Source organism: Frigoribacterium sp. NBH87 (genome assembly GCF_014217665.1).
Taxonomy (GTDB): Bacteria; Actinomycetota; Actinomycetes; order Actinomycetales; family Microbacteriaceae; genus Frigoribacterium; species Frigoribacterium endophyticum.
Genome location: NZ_CP043650.1, coordinates 773,543 through 787,612 on the forward strand (window position 1 = coordinate 773,543; position 14,070 = coordinate 787,612).

Below are 14,070 nucleotides of genomic sequence, written 5' to 3' on the forward strand. Positions count from 1 at the left end.
CCCCCCGGCTCCACCCCCGGTGCCGCCGGGGCCGCGGGCACCACGACGAGACCGCACCGGCCCGGTGCGGGTCGGTGCGGTCCCGGGGTCGTGCCGGAGGCGCGGTGAGGGCCTAGAACTCCTCGTGCGTCTCCGGGTCGCCGTCCCACAGCCGGCCGCGCTCCAGGCCGCTGATCGCGACGACCTCGGCCTCGGTGAGCTCGAAGTCGAAGACGTCGAGGTTCTCGCGCTGCCGGCCGGGGTCGGCCGACTTCGGCACCGGCACGGCGCCCAGCTGGACGTGCCAGCGGAGGACGACCTGCGTGGGCGTCTTCCCGTGGGCACGGGCGATCTCGGTGACCACCGACTCCGTCAGGAGCTCGCTCTGCTTGGCGAGCGGGCTCCAGCTCTCGGTGACGATGCCCATCCGCTCGTGCACTGCGCGGAGCTCGGCCTGCGGGAAGTACGGGTGCAGCTCGACCTGGTTGACGACGGGCACGACGCCCGTCTCGTCGGCGAGGCGCTGCAGGTGGGCCTCGGTGAAGTTCGAGACGCCGACGGAGCGGACGAGGCCGTCCTCCTGCAGCTTCACGAAGGCGCGGAACGCGTCGACGTACTTGTCGACCCGGGGCAGCGGCCAGTGGATCAGGTAGAGGTCGACGACGTCGACGCCGAGCGTCGCCCGGCTCTCCTCGAAGCTGGCCAGGGCCTCCTCGTAGCCGTGGTGGCGGCCGGGCAGCTTGGTCGTGACGACGAGCTCGTCACGGGGCACGTCGACGCGGCGGATCGCCTCGCCGACGGCGCCCTCGTTGCCGTAGTTCAGGGCGGTGTCGAGGAGGCGGTAGCCCGACTCGATCGCGCCGGCGACCTGCGCCGCGCCCTCGTCGCCGTCCATGCCGTAGGTGCCGAGCCCCAGCGCGGGGATCGTGTGCCCGTCGGCCAGGCCGACCGACGGGGCGGGACGCAGGGCCATCAGCTGACGCCGAGGAGGTCGATGACGAAGATCAGGGTCTTGCCCGAGAGCGGGTGGCCGCTGCCGGCGGGGCCGTAGGCCAGCTGCGGCGGGACGACGAGCTGGCGGCGGCCGCCGACCTTCATGCCGGGGATGCCCTCCTGCCAGCCCTGGACGAGCGCGGCGAGGGGGAAGTTCACGGACTCGCCGCGGCTCCAGGAGGAGTCGAACTCCTCACCGGAGTCGAACTCGACGCCGAGGTAGTGGACGTCGACGGTCGAGCCGCGCTGGGCCTCGGCGCCGTCGCCGACGGTGATGTCGCTGATCTCGAGGTCGGCGGGGGCCGGGCCGGTGGGAGCGTCGATCTCGGGCTTGGTCTGGGGGTCGTGTGTCATGCCTCCCATCCAAGCACCCGACCCCGACACCACGGTGCGCGCGCGTGGACGATGATGGAGGCTTGTCCACTCCAGACCCCGCCCCCGAGACCGCGCCGTCCGAGGGCGCCCCGAAGGCCGCCGAGGCCCGCCGGCCGCTCTTCGTCGACACGACCCCGCTCCGGGCGAGCCCCGCCTTCGCACGGCTGTTCGTCGGCAACACGATCAGCGGCATCGGCACGCAGCTCACCCTCGTGGCCGTCGGGCTCGAGGTCTACGAGATCACGCGCTCGACGTTCTCCGTCGCCCTCGTCGGCGTCGTCTCGCTGGTGCCGATGATCCTCGCCGGCCTCTACGGCGGCATGCTCGCGGACGCCTTCGACCGCCGCAAGGTCGCGCTCGTCGCGGCCGTCTTCGCCTGGCTCTCGACCGGGGCGATCGCCCTGCACGCCTGGCTCGGCCTCCGCGAGGTGGTGCTGCTCTACGCCCTGACCTGCGTCAACGCGGTCGCGGGCACCATGATCGCGACCTCCCGGGCCTCGATCATCCCGCGCCTCCTGCCGGTCTCGCTGCTGCCCGCCGCCTCCGCCCTCAGCGGGATCGGCACGGGCCTGATGCTGACGGTCGGCCCGGCGCTCGCGGGGATCCTCGTCGCCGGCGTCGGCTTCCCGCTGACGTACACGGTCGACGTCGTCCTGTTCAGCACCGCCTTCCTCGGCATCGTCACCCTGCCGCCGATCCGGCCCGAGGGCGAGACGCAGCGGCCGGGGCTCTCGTCGCTGATGGTGGGCCTGCGCTTCCTCCGCCGCTCCCCCAACATCCGCACCACGTTCGTGCTCGACATCGTCGCGATGACCTTCGGCCAGCCGCGCGTGCTCTTCCCCGTCGTCGGGGCCGTGGTGATCGGAGGAGGCGCGGTGACGGTCGGCGTCCTCACCGCCTCGTACGCCGTCGGGGCGCTGCTGAGCAGCGTGTTCAGCGGCCGCCTCGGCCACGTGCGCCTCCAGGGGCGCGCCGTGCAGCGGGCCATCGCGGTCTACGGCGGGTTCGTCCTCGCCTTCGGCCTCGTGCTCCTGCTCGCGCCCGGCCACGGGTCGGGCGGCCTGACCGAGGGCCTGGCCGAGGCCGACCTGCTGCCGCTCGCGGCGGCGGCGCTGGCGCTGGCCGGCGCGGGGGCGGCCGACAACGTCAGCTCGATCTTCCGCTCGACCATCCTCCAGGCCGCCGCGCCCGACTCCATGCGGGGGCGGCTGCAGGGCATCTTCATCGTCGTGGTGACCGGCGGGCCCCGGGTCGGCGACCTCTTCGTCGGGCTCGTCGCCGTGGCCGGCGTCGCCTGGCCCCCGCTGCTCGGCGGCGCGCTGATCATGGTGCTGATGGTCGTCGCGGCCCGGCTCACGCCGTCGTTCGGCCGCTACGACGCCGCGCACCCGACGCCGTGACCGCCTGACGCCTGACCGCCTGACGCCTGACCGCCTGACGCCTCACCAGTGCGGCGGCGGGACCGGCCGACCCCAGGGGTCGGTCTGCGGCGCCGGGCCCCCGGGCTGCCCGCCCTGCCAGTACGAGCCCTGCCCGCCGCCGGCGGGCGGAGCGCCCCAGCCGGCCTGCGTCGGCGGCAGCTCGGGCCGCGGGGCGTGGCCCACGAAGGCGGCGGTCGGCGCCTGCAGGGCCGCCCGGCTGCGGGCGAGGGCCGTCAGCAGCTCGCCCTCGTCGCGCTGCGCCGACGGGTCGCCGCCGCGGCTGCCCTTGACCATCCGCTGCCGGGTGAACGCGAGGCGCGTGGCGTCGGAGACGAAGCGCTTCATGGCCGGCCCCACCCCCGCCGCCGCCGCCCAGCGGCGGGCCCGTCGACGACCGGCCGAGGTCGAGAGCATCGCGACCTCGTCGGCGCTGAACCAGCCCACGGCCGCGTACTCCGCGAGACGGGCGTGCGTCACGCGCCGCTCGTTGCGGCGCAGGAAGACCACGAGGCCGATCATCGCCAGGAAGATCGGCACCTGCACGAGCAGGTAGTAGACGAAGAAGGAGTCGCCCACCACGACGAGCGCGCCGTTCCAGAGCGCGTGCAGCAGCACCGCGGGCACGAGCCCGAGGAAGAAGAAGCCGATCGCGCCGTAGGGGCCCGTCCGCCGGGCCGCGTAGCCGAGCGCGATGCCCGTGCACGCGGTGTACATGACGTGGGCGAACGGCGACATCAGGGCCCGCACGACGAAGACGAAGACCAGCCCCTGGCTGCCGCTGAACAGGTCGTCGGTCACCTGCACCGCGAAGTACTGGATGTTCTCGACGAACGCGAACCCGGCCGCCACGGTCGCGGCGTAGACGATGCCGTCGACCGGCCCGTCGAAGTGGCGGCGGAAGATCCACAGCACCAGCAGCACGCCGAAGCCCTTGGCGGCCTCCTCGACGATGGGCGCCTGGACGACCGCGCCGAGCACCTCCGACCCGCTCGAGGCGCCGATGCCGACCAGCGACTGGACGGAGCCGACCACGAGGTCGACGATCAGGGCCGTGCCCACCGACACCGCGCCTCCCCACAGGAAGGCGAAGAGCAGGGCGACGCGGGGCTCGGGCTCCCAGCGGTCGACGAGCCAGATGCCGGTCAGCACGATCGCGAGCGGCACGAAGGCGAGCACGCTCGCCGCGACGATGACGGCCGGCTGCAGGAAGAGCAGGAAGTAGACGACCACGGCGAGCGCGAAGACGCCGATGACGGTGAAGCCGACCGCGAGCGAGACGGTGCTCGCCACGCGGCGTCGCGGGGGCGCCTGGGTGAAGACGGGCTGCACGGGGTACCAGACCGGGTCGGGGTTCGAGACCACGGGGCGCTGGGGGTCGTGGGGCCAGGGCTGCTGCCCGCGAGGGTCGGTCCAGGTCATGGCACGACCCTACGCACCCGGCACGGGGAGGGCGCGCCGCGACGGTACCCTCGGGGGATGCCGTCGACGAGGTCCCTGCCGGAGAACCCGTCGCTCACCCGCTACGTCGTCATGCGGGTCTGGCACGACTTCCTGCGGCACCGCACGATCGATGCCGCCGCGGCCCTCACGTTCTTCTCGACGCTGTCGATCCTGCCGACCGCCCTGGCGCTCGTCTCCGGCGTCGCGCTCTTCCAGGAGGGCGAGGAGGCGGTGGACGAGATCCTGGAGGTCGCCCGCTACGTGCTCACCCCGTCGGCGGTCGACACCCTCCGGGGCCCGCTGGAGCAGATGCTCAGCCTCTCGAACCCCGGCGTCGCGTTCGGCATCGGGCTGTGGCTGACCCTGTGGTCGCTCTCGTCGTACACGACCGCGTTCGGCCGGGCGATGAACACCGCCTACGACGTCGAGGAGGGGCGCCGGATCTGGAAGTTCCGGGGCCACATGATGATCGTCACGCTCGTGCTGATGGTGTCGTTCGCCGTCATCGCGACCATCCTGCTCGTCACGCCGACGCTCGCCCGCGGCATCGGCGACGCCGTCGGGTTCGGGGAGCCGTTCCTCACCCTCTGGAACGTGCTGAAGTGGCCGGTGCTCGTCGCGCTGGCGGTCTTCGCGGTGGCGATGCTCTACTACTTCACCCCCAACGTGCGCCCTCCCCGCCTCCGCTGGGTGTCGTACGGCGCCATGTTCGCCCTCGGCATCTGGGCGGTCTGCACCGTCGGGTTCGCCCTCTACGTGACGACCTTCTCGAACTACGACCGCTTCTACGGCTGGCTCGGCATGGTCATCGTCGTGCTGCTCTACTCGTACATCAGCAATTTCGTGCTCGTCATCGGCGGCGAGCTCGACAGCGAGGTGCTGCGGCTGCGGCAGCTGCGCCGCGGCCTGCAGGCCGAGGAGGTCATCCCCCTGCCGATGCGCGACACCGCCCGCAACCACATCCTCGCCCGCAACTCGGCGTGGGACGTCAGGGTCGGGCGCGCCATCCGCGAGCGGTCGCTCCGCGAGAACGGCGGCGTGCTCGACGCGGACGAGCTGCGGCACCTGCAGCTGCGCGGCGGGCGCCTGATCGGCGAGGGGACCCTCCGCCGCGCCTTCGGGCACGAGGACGAGCCCGAGGTCGAGACGGACTGAGGCCGGCGCCCCCGCGTCAGCCCGCGGTCTCGTCGCCGGGGTTCCGCGCACCCGACTCGGCGGCGGCGCGCGTGACGGCCTCGACCGGGTCGGCGTCGACGTCGATGACCGGGATGGCGCTCGTGACCGCTTCGAGCCCCGACAGCCGCGCCGGCGAGAGCACCTTGCGGACCTGCTCCTCGCTCATCAGCCCGGCCGCGACGACGAGCGTCGAGATCGAGGCGTTCGTCGTGAGGGCCGTGTGCGCGATCGAGGCCGCCGCCGAGTAGCCGATGTAGGGCGTCAGCGCCGTCACGCTGCCCACGTTGGTGTCGACCTGCTGGCTGAGGCGGGCGCGGTTCGCTTCGATGCCGTCGACGCAGTTGACCCGGAGGGTGCGGCAGGCCGCGGTCATCCACTGGAGGCTCTGCATCACGGAGTGCGCGATGACCGGCTCGAAGGCGTTGAGCTGGAGCTGCCCCGCCTCGGCGGCCATCGTGACGGTGACGTCGGCCCCGGCCACGGAGAAGGCCACCTGGTTGACGACCTCGGGGATGACGGGGTTGACCTTGCCCGGCATGATCGACGACCCGGCCTGGCGGGGCGGCAGCGTGATCTCGCCGATGCCGGCCTGCGGGCCCGACGAGAGGAGGCGGAGGTCGTTGCAGATCTTCGAGAGCTTGATCGCGCTGCGCTTGAGCGCCCCGCTGAGGGTCATGAACACGCCGGTGTCGCTCGTCGCCTCGATGAGGTCGGGCGCCGTGACGAGCTCCATGCCGCTGAGCTCGCCGAGGTGACAGCGCACGGCCTCGGCGTAGAGCGGGTCGGCGGTGATGCCCGTGCCGATCGCGGTCGCGCCGAGGTTGATCTCGCCGAGCAGCGGCACGACGTCGCGCAGCCGCTGCACGTCCTCGCCGAGGGTGTGCGCGAAGCCGACGAACTCCTGCCCGAGCGTCATCGGCACGGCGTCCTGCAGCTGCGTGCGGCCCACCTTGAGCACGTCGTGGAACTCGGCGCCCTTCGTGGCGAAGGCCGTCGCGAGCAGGTCGAGCTCGTCGAGCAGGCGGCGCAGCGTGAGCACCATGCCGATCTTGACCGAGGTCGGGTACGTGTCGTTCGTGCTCTGGCTGCGGTTGACGTCGTCGATCGGGTGCAGGTGCTCGTACTCGCCCTTGCCGTGGCCGAGGAGCTCGAGGGCGCGGTTCGCGATCACCTCGTTGCTGTTCATGTTCGTGCTCGTGCCCGCGCCTCCCTGGATGACCCCGACCGCGAACTGGTCGTGGAGCGCCCCGCCGCGGATCTCGACGCAGGCCCGCTCGATCGCCTCGGCCTTGCGGGGGTCGAGCACGCCGATCTCGACGTTCGCCCGGGCGGCCGCCTGCTTGACGAGCGCGAGGGCGACGACGAGGTCGGGGTAGACCGAGATCGGCCGCATGCTGATCGGGAAGTTCTCGAGCGCCCGGGCGGTGTGGATGCCCCAGTACGCGTCGGCGGGGACCTCCCGGCTGCCGAGCGAGTCGCTCTCGACCCGGGTGGCGGCCCGGGCCGCGCGGCGCGTGCGCCCGGCGGCCGCGGCGCCGGTCGCGGGCCCGGCCTCGTGCTCGGGCCCGGGCTGGGGCGCGCCCTCGAGCAGCGGCGGAGCCGCGTCGGGAGCGTCGAGGGGGGTCAGGTCGTCAGTCGTCACGGTCGTCGTGCCTCCGTCGTCGTGCGCCCCGCGGCCTCGTGAGCTGCGGTGGTCGGCCCTGCCGAGCCTAGCGAGACGAGGAGGCGCGGGTCGGGACTCCGGGCGATGATCGACAGCTGTCGGTCACCTCCCGAACTCGTGGGAAGCTTCTCGGGCCGGCGAACGTTGCAGTGCCTGCACCTCGACCCGCTCCACCGCCGCCTCCGGGCCCCTGCCGAGAAGACAGATGACGCTGACCCACGACGACGCCCAGCCGGGCGACCCCACCCCCACGGCCCCCTCCCGCTCGGCCTCGCAGGCCGACGCGACCGCCGCCTCCCCCGGGCCCTCCGCGGAGCCGGGCGACCGGCGCCGCGCCCGGGAGCGCGCCCGGCTGACGCGCACCCGCGACCCCCGCGTCGTGATCGCCGTGCTCGCCTTCTCGGGCATGGTGGCGGCGCTCATGCAGATGCTCGTCATCCCGATCGTGCCGTCGTTCCCGGAGCTGCTCGACGCCGACCCGGCCGACACCACCTGGATCATCACGGCCACCCTGCTCGCCGGGGCCGTCGTCACGCCGATCGCGGGCCGCCTCGGCGACCTCTACGGCAAGCGCCGCATCGTGCTCGTGCTCGTCGTCGTGATGGTGATCGGCTCGGTCGTCGCCGCCACGACCTCCGAGCTGGTGCCGCTGATCGTCGGCCGTGCCCTGCAGGGCACGGCGCTCGGCATCATCCCGCTCGCCATCAGCATCCTCCGCGACACGCTGCCGGCCGAGCGCCTCGGCGGCGCCGTCGCGCTCGTCAGCGCGACGCTCGGCTTCGGCGGCGCGATCGGCCTGCCGCTCAGCGCGTACATCTCGGTCACCTTCGACTGGCACGTGCTGTTCTGGACGGCCGCCGCGCTCGGCGTCGTGGTCTTCGCCCTCGTGGCGACGCTCGTGCCCGTCAGCACCCTCAAGACCCCCGGGCGGTTCGACCTCCCCGGGGCGATCGGCCTCGCCGTGGGCCTCACGGGCCTGCTGCTCGCCGTCTCGAAGGGCAACGACTGGGGCTGGGCGAGCACCTCCACGCTCGTCTCCGGCCTCGCGGGCCTCGTCGTGCTCGTGGCGTGGGGCGCCTACCAGCTGCGCGTCGCGAGCCCCCTCGTCGACCTCCGCGTCGCCGTCCGGCCCGCCGTGCTGCTCACCAACCTGGCGTCGGTCGCCCTCGGCTTCGCGCTCTTCGGCAGCAACGTCTCGCTGCCGCAGCTGCTCGAGCTGCCCGCCGAGACCGGGGTCGGCCTCGGCCAGACCGTCATGGTCGCCTCGCTCTGCCTCGCCCCCTCGGGCGTCGTGATGATGTTCATGGCCCCGGTGGCCGCCCGTGCCACCGCCCGCTTCGGCGCCCGGCTCTGCCTCGTCGTCGGCGGCGCCGTCATCGTCGTGAGCTACGCGGTCGCGGCCCTCGCCTTCCGCGAGGTGTGGCAGATCGTGCTCGTCTCGGTGCTGATCGGCTTCGGCATCGGGCTCGCCTACGCGGCCATGCCGACGCTCATCATGCACGCGGTGCCCGCGACCGAGACCGCCGCCGCGAACGGCCTGAACACCCTCATGCGGTCGCTCGGCACCACGAGCGCCTCGGCCGTCGTCGGGCTGCTGCTCACCGCGAACTCCGTGCCGTTCGGCGACGCGTCCGTGCCGACCGAGGCCGGCTTCCGCCTCACCTTCGTGCTCGGCGGGGCGGTCGCCCTGGTCAGCGTGCTGCTGGCCCTGGCCATCCCGCGGCGCGAGCCGGAGTACGAGCGCGTGGCGCTGCCGACCGGGCCGGTGCGCACGAGCTGACCCGCGCCTCCCGCACCACCGAGAGGGCCCCGACGTCGTCGACGTCGGGGCCCTCTCGCGCTGCCGCCGCCGCGGGGAGGCGGGGCGGCGGATGAGCGGTGCGGCGTCAGCCGTGCAGGCCGGGGACGATCAGGTAGATGCCGTAGAGCACGCCGAGGGCGCAGACCACGAAGCACGCGTAGCCGGCCGCCGCGCGCGCGGTGCTGCGGCCCTCGAGCGTCACGAGCCGCAGGCCCAGCGAGTACAGGCTGACGAGCGCGGCCGCCGAGAACAGCGAGACGAGCGCGACGACGACGAACGCGGACCAGTCGATCATCGGTTCTCCTCCTTGTCGGGGCGGGGGCCGCCCGAGAGCGTGCCGCGCGGGGCGACGGTCGGGGCCGCCTCGTCGAGGCGCACGAACGGGGCCTCGACGCCGGAGGCCGGCGTGTCGACGCGGCCCTTCTTCTCGAGCCGACGGGCCCGGCGGCGCGAGAGCACGCTCGTCGCGGCGACGTCGACCTCCATCGCGGCGCCCTGCTCGTGCGGGCGTCGCCGCGACAGCAGGAAGATGCCGCCGATCACGACGACGCCCACCACGGCGTCGACGACGAGGCCGGGCGTGCCGAGCGTCGCGATCAGGGCGGCGACGGCGCCGACGGCGGCCGAGGCGGGGAGGGTGATGAACCAGGCGGCGACGATCTTGCCGGCGGTGCTCCACTGGATCTTCGAGCCGCGGCGCCCGAGGCCCGCGCCGATGATCGAGCCGCTGGCGACCTGCGTCGTCGACAGCGCGAAGCCGAGGTGGCTCGAGGCGAGCACCGTGGCCGTCGTCGACGCCTCGGCCGCGAAGCCCTGGGTCGGCTTGACCTCGGTGAGCCCGCCGCCCATGGTCTGGATGATGCGCCAGCCGCCGGTGTAGGTGCCGAGCGCGATCGCGAAGGCGCAGACCACGACGACCCAGAGCGGCGGTCCGCTGCCGGCGCCGAGGGCGCCCGAGGCGATCAGCGTCAGGGTGATGACGCCCATCGTCTTCTGGGCGTCGTTGGTGCCGTGGGCGAGGGCGACGAGCGACGAGGTGAAGATCTGGCCGTAGCGGAAGCCCCCGCGCTCGCTCTTGTCGTCGCGGCGGCGCGTGATCGTGTAGGCCAGGCGGGTCGCGGTGTAGCCGACGAGGCCGGCGATCAGCGGCGCGAGGAGCGCCGGCAGCACGACCTTGGAGAGCACGACCGAGAAGTCGACCGAGCTGAGGCCCGCCCCGACGACCGCGGCGCCGATGAGGCCGCCGAAGAGCGCGTGCGACGAGCTGGAGGGCAGGCCCCGCAGCCAGGTGATCATGTTCCAGACGACGGCGCCGATCAGGCCCGCGAAGATCATCTCGGGAGAGATCTGCACGCCTCCGTCGCCCTCGCGGATGATGCCGCCCGACACGGTCTTGGCGACCTCGGTGCTGAGGAAGGCGCCGACGAGGTTGAGGACCGCCGCCACCGTGACCGCGACCTTGGGCTTCATCGCCCCCGTCGCGATCGGGGTCGCCATGGCGTTCGCCGTGTCGTGGAAGCCGTTGGTGAAGTCGAAGAACAGGGCCAGGGCGATGACCAGGACGACGATGAGCGTGAGATCCACCGGGGAACTCTCGCAGCATGGTGAACGCCGGTCAACTCGGAGGTGGACGGCGGGGTACAGGCAGGTGGACGACAGGTGTCCGCGCGTCGTCCGCAGGGCTGCCCGGACCGCCCACCCGCTCAGATGTGCGGCACGAACGCCTGCCAAGCCCGACGGCGCTCGCCCCGGGGGTCGTGCTCGACGCGGTCGCGCGCGTCGATGATCAGGGTGCGCCGTCGGAAGGGGTCGTACGGGGGCCAGCCGTCGACCTCGCCCGTCCGCACGAACTCGATCCACCGGGCGCGCATCCGCGCCGCCGTCCGCAGGAAGGCCCGTCGCCCGCCGAGGGCGCTCATCGCCCAGCCGAACGCCGAGCCCATCCGGTCGTGCAGGGCCATCAGCTCGAGCCCGTGGAAGGCGTCGACGCCCGCGACGGCGAGCATGCGCGGGGCGGCGTCGAACCGGTAGAAGTACACGGGCTGGTGCACGGCGTGCCGCTCGGCGACCTTGACGGTCGGGAACCAGAACGCGAAGTCGCCCCCGAAGTCGAGGGCGGCCCGGCGGTCGGCGGGCAGGCCGGGGTACTGCCGCTTGATCGCCTTCCGGCTCTTCTTCTCGGTGGCGGCGAAGATCGCGCGGATGCGCGGCTTGGTGGTCGCGAGGATGTCGCGACGCCCCGTGAAGACCGAGCCCTCGCGGTCGTTGGTGCCGATGATCAGCGGGACGGGGTGCGCGCGGCCCGCCTTGAAGGCGTCGAGCGGTCGCTCGGGCAGGAAGTCGCCGTCGATGACGGGGCTGAGGCTGATGGTGCCGGGCTGCTCGTCGGGAGTCCGCAGCTGCAGCTCGGCCGAGGCCCGCACGACCGCCGCGACGGGCGCCTCCGCCAGCATCCGCCCGGCGTCCTCGACGGAGGTCGACTCGAGGTCGTCGTCGCTGACCTGGTGCGTCAGCAGCTCCAGGAACTCCCCCGCCCAGCGGCGCGTGACGTCGGGCGGGTAGAGCGCGTTCGTCGGCGAGCTCTGGGCGATGGCACGGTGGAACAGCCCCCGCGCTGCCGGGACGGTCATCAGGGTGGTCACCGCGTTGCCGCCCGAGCTCTCGCCGGAGAGCGTCACGGCGCCCGGGTCGCCGCCGAACGCGCGGACCTCGTCGCGGACCCACTCGAGCGCGGCCACCTGGTCGCGGAGGCCGAGGTTCGACTCCAGCGGCCGCTCGGGCGTCGACCAGGCCGTGAAGTCGAGGTAGCCGAAGGCGCCCAGCCGGTAGTTGAAGCTCACGTAGACGATGCCGCCCTCGCGGACGAGCGCCTCCCCGTGCCGCGGGTGCTCCCGCGAGGAGCCGACGCTGTAGGCGCCTCCGTGCACGTAGACGAGCACCGGGAGGTCGTCGCCCGGGCGGGAGCCCTCGGGGGCGACGACGTTGATCGTGAGGCAGTCCTCGTCGGTCGGCGTCGTCGCGTCGACGCCGACGAACTGGCCGCGGTCCTGCGGGGCGGCCGGCCCGAAGTGCGCGGCGTCGCGGACGCCCCGCCAGGGCTGCGCGGGCACGGGCGCCCGGAAGCGCCGCGGGCCGGTGGGAGGCGCGGCGAAGGGCATCCCCCGCCACGCGACGACTCCGCGCTCGTGCACGCCGCGCACCCGGCCGTGCGTCGTGTCGCGCAGCAGGTCGGCGGCCTCGACGGCGGGGGCGGGTCGGGCGGCACGGGTCATCCCCCGACCCTACGACCCGCGGGCGCGGACGCCGGGGCGCTGCCGCCCGGGCGACGCCCGTCGTTCATCCGGCCGCCTCCCGCCGGTCGCCTGCGAGACTGGGTGCAGACCCTGCACCGAGCCGCGTCGAGCCGCGTCGAGCCGACCGGCTGGCGCCGCCGCACGCACCACCGCACCGCACCGCACCGCACCGCACCACGACCCCGGAGGACCCGCGCCGCATGGAGCTCGCCGAACTGCTGATCATCCTGAGCGGCTCGCTCCTCGTCACGGCGTTCGCGCGCTGGCGGGGCCTGCCCGCGCCCCTGCTCACGGTCGGCGTCGCGCTGCTGGTCTCGTTCGTGCCCGGGGTGCCCGACATCGAGATCGACTCCGAGGTGATCCTCACCGTCGTGCTGCCTCCCCTGCTCTACTCGGCGTCGCTCGACGTGTCGCTGCTCAACTTCCGCGAGAGCCGCGTGCAGATCCAGCGGCTGGGCATCGGCGCCGTCGTCGTCACGGCGTTCGTCGTCGGCGGCGTCGCGTACCTGCTCATCCCCGACATGACCCTGCCGGCTGCGATTCTCGTCGGCGCCGTGGTCGCCCCGCCCGACGCGGTGTCGGCGGCGGCGATCGGCCGCAAGCTCGGCCTGCCGCGCAAGGTGATGACCGTGCTCTCGGGCGAGAGCCTGATCAACGACGCGGCCTCGCTGACGCTGGTGAAGGTGTTCCTCGCGATCGTGGGGGGCGCCTCCCTCACCCTCTGGCAGGACCTCGGCATCTTCGGCCTCGCGATCGGCGTGGGGGTCGCGGTCGGCCTCGTGCTCGGCGTCGTGGCCCACCGGGTGCGGATGCGGATCGACGACCCGGTCATCGAGAACGTCATCGGGCTGCTGCTGCCGTTCGTCGCGTACATCCTCGCCGAGGAGCTCAGCGGGTCGGGCGTGCTCGCGGTCGTCGCCGCCGGCCTCTACGTCGGCTTCAACTCGCCCCGCACGGGCTACGCGACGCGGCTGCAGGAGCGGCCGTTCTGGGCCGCCGCCGACGTGCTGCTCGAGGGCTTCGTCTTCGCGCTGATCGGGCTGCAGCTGAAGACCGTCGTGCTCGACGTCGCCGAGAGCGACCGCGGGCTCGCGCAGAGCGTCGGGGTGGCGTTCGTCGTGCTCGCCGTCGTGGTGCTCGTGCGGCCGGCGTTCGTCTTCGCGAGCTACTACGCGGCCCGCGTGCTGCGGTACCTGCTGCTCGGCCGCCTGCTGCGCGGCCTGCGACGGGTGCCGGCCCTGCGCCGCCTGCGGTACCGACCCCAGCCTCGCCTCGACCGGCGGCAGCTCACCGTGATCTCGTGGACGGGCATGCGCGGCGTGGTGACGCTCGCGGCGGTCGTGTCGATCCCGGCCGTGACCGACAGCGGCGTGCCCGTGCCCGCCCGCGACACGATGTTCCTCATCGCGTTCGTCGGGACGGTGGGGACGCTGCTGCTGCAGGGGCTGACGCTGCCGGCCGTGATCCGCTGGCTCGGGGTGCAGGACACCACGCAGCGTGACCGCGACCTCGCGGCGCAGCTGGCGCTCCTCACGACGAGCACCGACGAGACCCTCGCGTACGTCCAGAGCCGCCGCCCCGCGTGGGAGGAGCTCTACGGGCCCGAGCTCACCGAGCGCGCGGTGCAGGCGACGACCGTGCGGCTCGTGCGCCAGTCGGAGGCGCTGCGGCGCGGAGCCCTCGAGGACGCCGAGGACCGCGAGCCGTCGAGCGCCGAGCGCGACCGACGGCGTGCGGTGCCCCGGGCGATCGGCCAGATCCGGCGCGAGCTGCTCGCGAAGCGCCGCGAGGTCGTGCTGCGCGAGCGCGACGCCGGGAAGCTCGACGAGGAGGTCATGCGGCAGGTGCTGCTCGGCCTCGACGCCGAGGAGCTCGCGATGGACACGAACGCGGTGTCGAGCACGCGCTCGTGAGGCGTAGCGTGGCGGC

At 73.6% G+C, this 14,070-nt stretch carries 11 protein-coding genes; 4 read left to right on the forward strand and 7 right to left on the reverse strand.

Annotation, left to right across the window (positions count from 1 at the left end; genetic code table 11):
- Positions 1-112: 112 nt before the first annotated feature.
- Positions 113-952 carry an aldo/keto reductase gene (locus F1C15_RS03595; protein WP_185232997.1) on the reverse strand — a complete coding sequence of 280 codons (840 nt, stop codon included), beginning with the start codon at positions 950-952 and terminating at the stop codon, positions 113-115.
- Entirely contained in the window at positions 952-1,326 is a 375-nt protein-coding gene (locus F1C15_RS03600; RefSeq protein WP_056056273.1) for an FKBP-type peptidyl-prolyl cis-trans isomerase, read from the reverse strand. The genes F1C15_RS03595 and F1C15_RS03600 overlap by 1 nt, the downstream gene beginning before the upstream one ends.
- A gap of 62 nt (positions 1,327-1,388) precedes the next feature.
- On the opposite strand from F1C15_RS03600, the gene F1C15_RS03605 reads away from it, so the two are divergent.
- Positions 1,389-2,747, forward strand: coding sequence for an MFS transporter (locus tag F1C15_RS03605; RefSeq protein ID WP_185232999.1), 1,359 nt, complete (start codon positions 1,389-1,391; stop codon positions 2,745-2,747).
- Positions 2,748-2,789: 42 nt separating this feature from the next.
- Here the strand turns inward: F1C15_RS03605 and F1C15_RS03610 are convergent, their stop codons facing one another.
- A complete protein-coding gene (locus F1C15_RS03610) occupies positions 2,790-4,187 on the reverse strand; it encodes a PrsW family intramembrane metalloprotease (RefSeq protein ID WP_185233001.1) in 1,398 nt (465 codons plus the stop codon).
- Positions 4,188-4,244: 57 nt separating this feature from the next.
- Here F1C15_RS03610 and F1C15_RS03615 point away from each other — a divergent pair, with 57 nt between their 5' ends.
- On the forward strand, positions 4,245-5,363 hold the full coding sequence (locus tag F1C15_RS03615; protein WP_185233003.1) for a YihY/virulence factor BrkB family protein: 1,119 nt from the start codon (positions 4,245-4,247) through the stop codon (positions 5,361-5,363).
- Between the two features lie 16 nt (positions 5,364-5,379).
- Here the strand turns inward: F1C15_RS03615 and F1C15_RS03620 are convergent, their stop codons facing one another.
- Positions 5,380-7,026, reverse strand: coding sequence for an aspartate ammonia-lyase (locus tag F1C15_RS03620; RefSeq protein ID WP_255465475.1), 1,647 nt, complete (start codon positions 7,024-7,026; stop codon positions 5,380-5,382).
- Between the two features lie 226 nt (positions 7,027-7,252).
- Between F1C15_RS03620 and F1C15_RS03625 the strand changes: the two genes are divergently transcribed.
- Positions 7,253-8,827 (forward strand): MFS transporter, encoded by a 1,575-nt coding sequence (locus F1C15_RS03625; protein ID WP_255465476.1) that lies wholly within the window; start codon positions 7,253-7,255, stop codon positions 8,825-8,827.
- Between the two features lie 106 nt (positions 8,828-8,933).
- Here the strand turns inward: F1C15_RS03625 and F1C15_RS03630 are convergent, their stop codons facing one another.
- The 3 genes from F1C15_RS03630 to F1C15_RS03640 all read right to left on the reverse strand — a co-directional run bounded on the left by F1C15_RS03630 (position 8,934) and on the right by F1C15_RS03640 (position 12,120).
- The gene (locus F1C15_RS03630; protein WP_056056277.1) at positions 8,934-9,143 is read right to left on the reverse strand and encodes a hypothetical protein; all 210 of its coding nucleotides are present in this window, start codon (positions 9,141-9,143) and stop codon (positions 8,934-8,936) included.
- Positions 9,140-10,432 (reverse strand): inorganic phosphate transporter, encoded by a 1,293-nt coding sequence (locus tag F1C15_RS03635; RefSeq protein WP_185233005.1) that lies wholly within the window; start codon positions 10,430-10,432, stop codon positions 9,140-9,142. The genes F1C15_RS03630 and F1C15_RS03635 overlap by 4 nt, the downstream gene beginning before the upstream one ends.
- A gap of 119 nt (positions 10,433-10,551) precedes the next feature.
- The gene (locus F1C15_RS03640; protein ID WP_185233007.1) at positions 10,552-12,120 is read right to left on the reverse strand and encodes a carboxylesterase/lipase family protein; all 1,569 of its coding nucleotides are present in this window, start codon (positions 12,118-12,120) and stop codon (positions 10,552-10,554) included.
- A 221-nt stretch (positions 12,121-12,341) separates the two neighbouring features.
- On the opposite strand from F1C15_RS03640, the gene F1C15_RS03645 reads away from it, so the two are divergent.
- Entirely contained in the window at positions 12,342-14,054 is a 1,713-nt protein-coding gene (locus tag F1C15_RS03645) for a sodium:proton antiporter (RefSeq protein ID WP_185233008.1), read from the forward strand.
- Positions 14,055-14,070: the final 16 nt, after the last annotated feature.

Excerpts from the sequence above, each read along its gene's own strand:
- F1C15_RS03595 (WP_185232997.1), bottom strand. The coding sequence starts at position 952 with ATGGCCCTGCGTCCCGCCCCGTCGGTCGGCCTGGCCGACGGGCACACG.
- F1C15_RS03600 (WP_056056273.1), bottom strand. The coding sequence starts at position 1,326 with ATGACACACGACCCCCAGACCAAGCCCGAGATCGACGCTCCCACCGGC.
- F1C15_RS03610 (WP_185233001.1), bottom strand. The coding sequence starts at position 4,187 with ATGACCTGGACCGACCCTCGCGGGCAGCAGCCCTGGCCCCACGACCCC.
- F1C15_RS03615 (WP_185233003.1), top strand. The coding sequence starts at position 4,245 with ATGCCGTCGACGAGGTCCCTGCCGGAGAACCCGTCGCTCACCCGCTAC.
- F1C15_RS03625 (WP_255465476.1), top strand. The coding sequence starts at position 7,253 with ATGACGCTGACCCACGACGACGCCCAGCCGGGCGACCCCACCCCCACG.
- F1C15_RS03630 (WP_056056277.1), bottom strand. The coding sequence starts at position 9,143 with ATGATCGACTGGTCCGCGTTCGTCGTCGTCGCGCTCGTCTCGCTGTTC.
- F1C15_RS03640 (WP_185233007.1), bottom strand. The coding sequence starts at position 12,120 with ATGACCCGTGCCGCCCGACCCGCCCCCGCCGTCGAGGCCGCCGACCTG.
- F1C15_RS03645 (WP_185233008.1), top strand. The coding sequence starts at position 12,342 with ATGGAGCTCGCCGAACTGCTGATCATCCTGAGCGGCTCGCTCCTCGTC.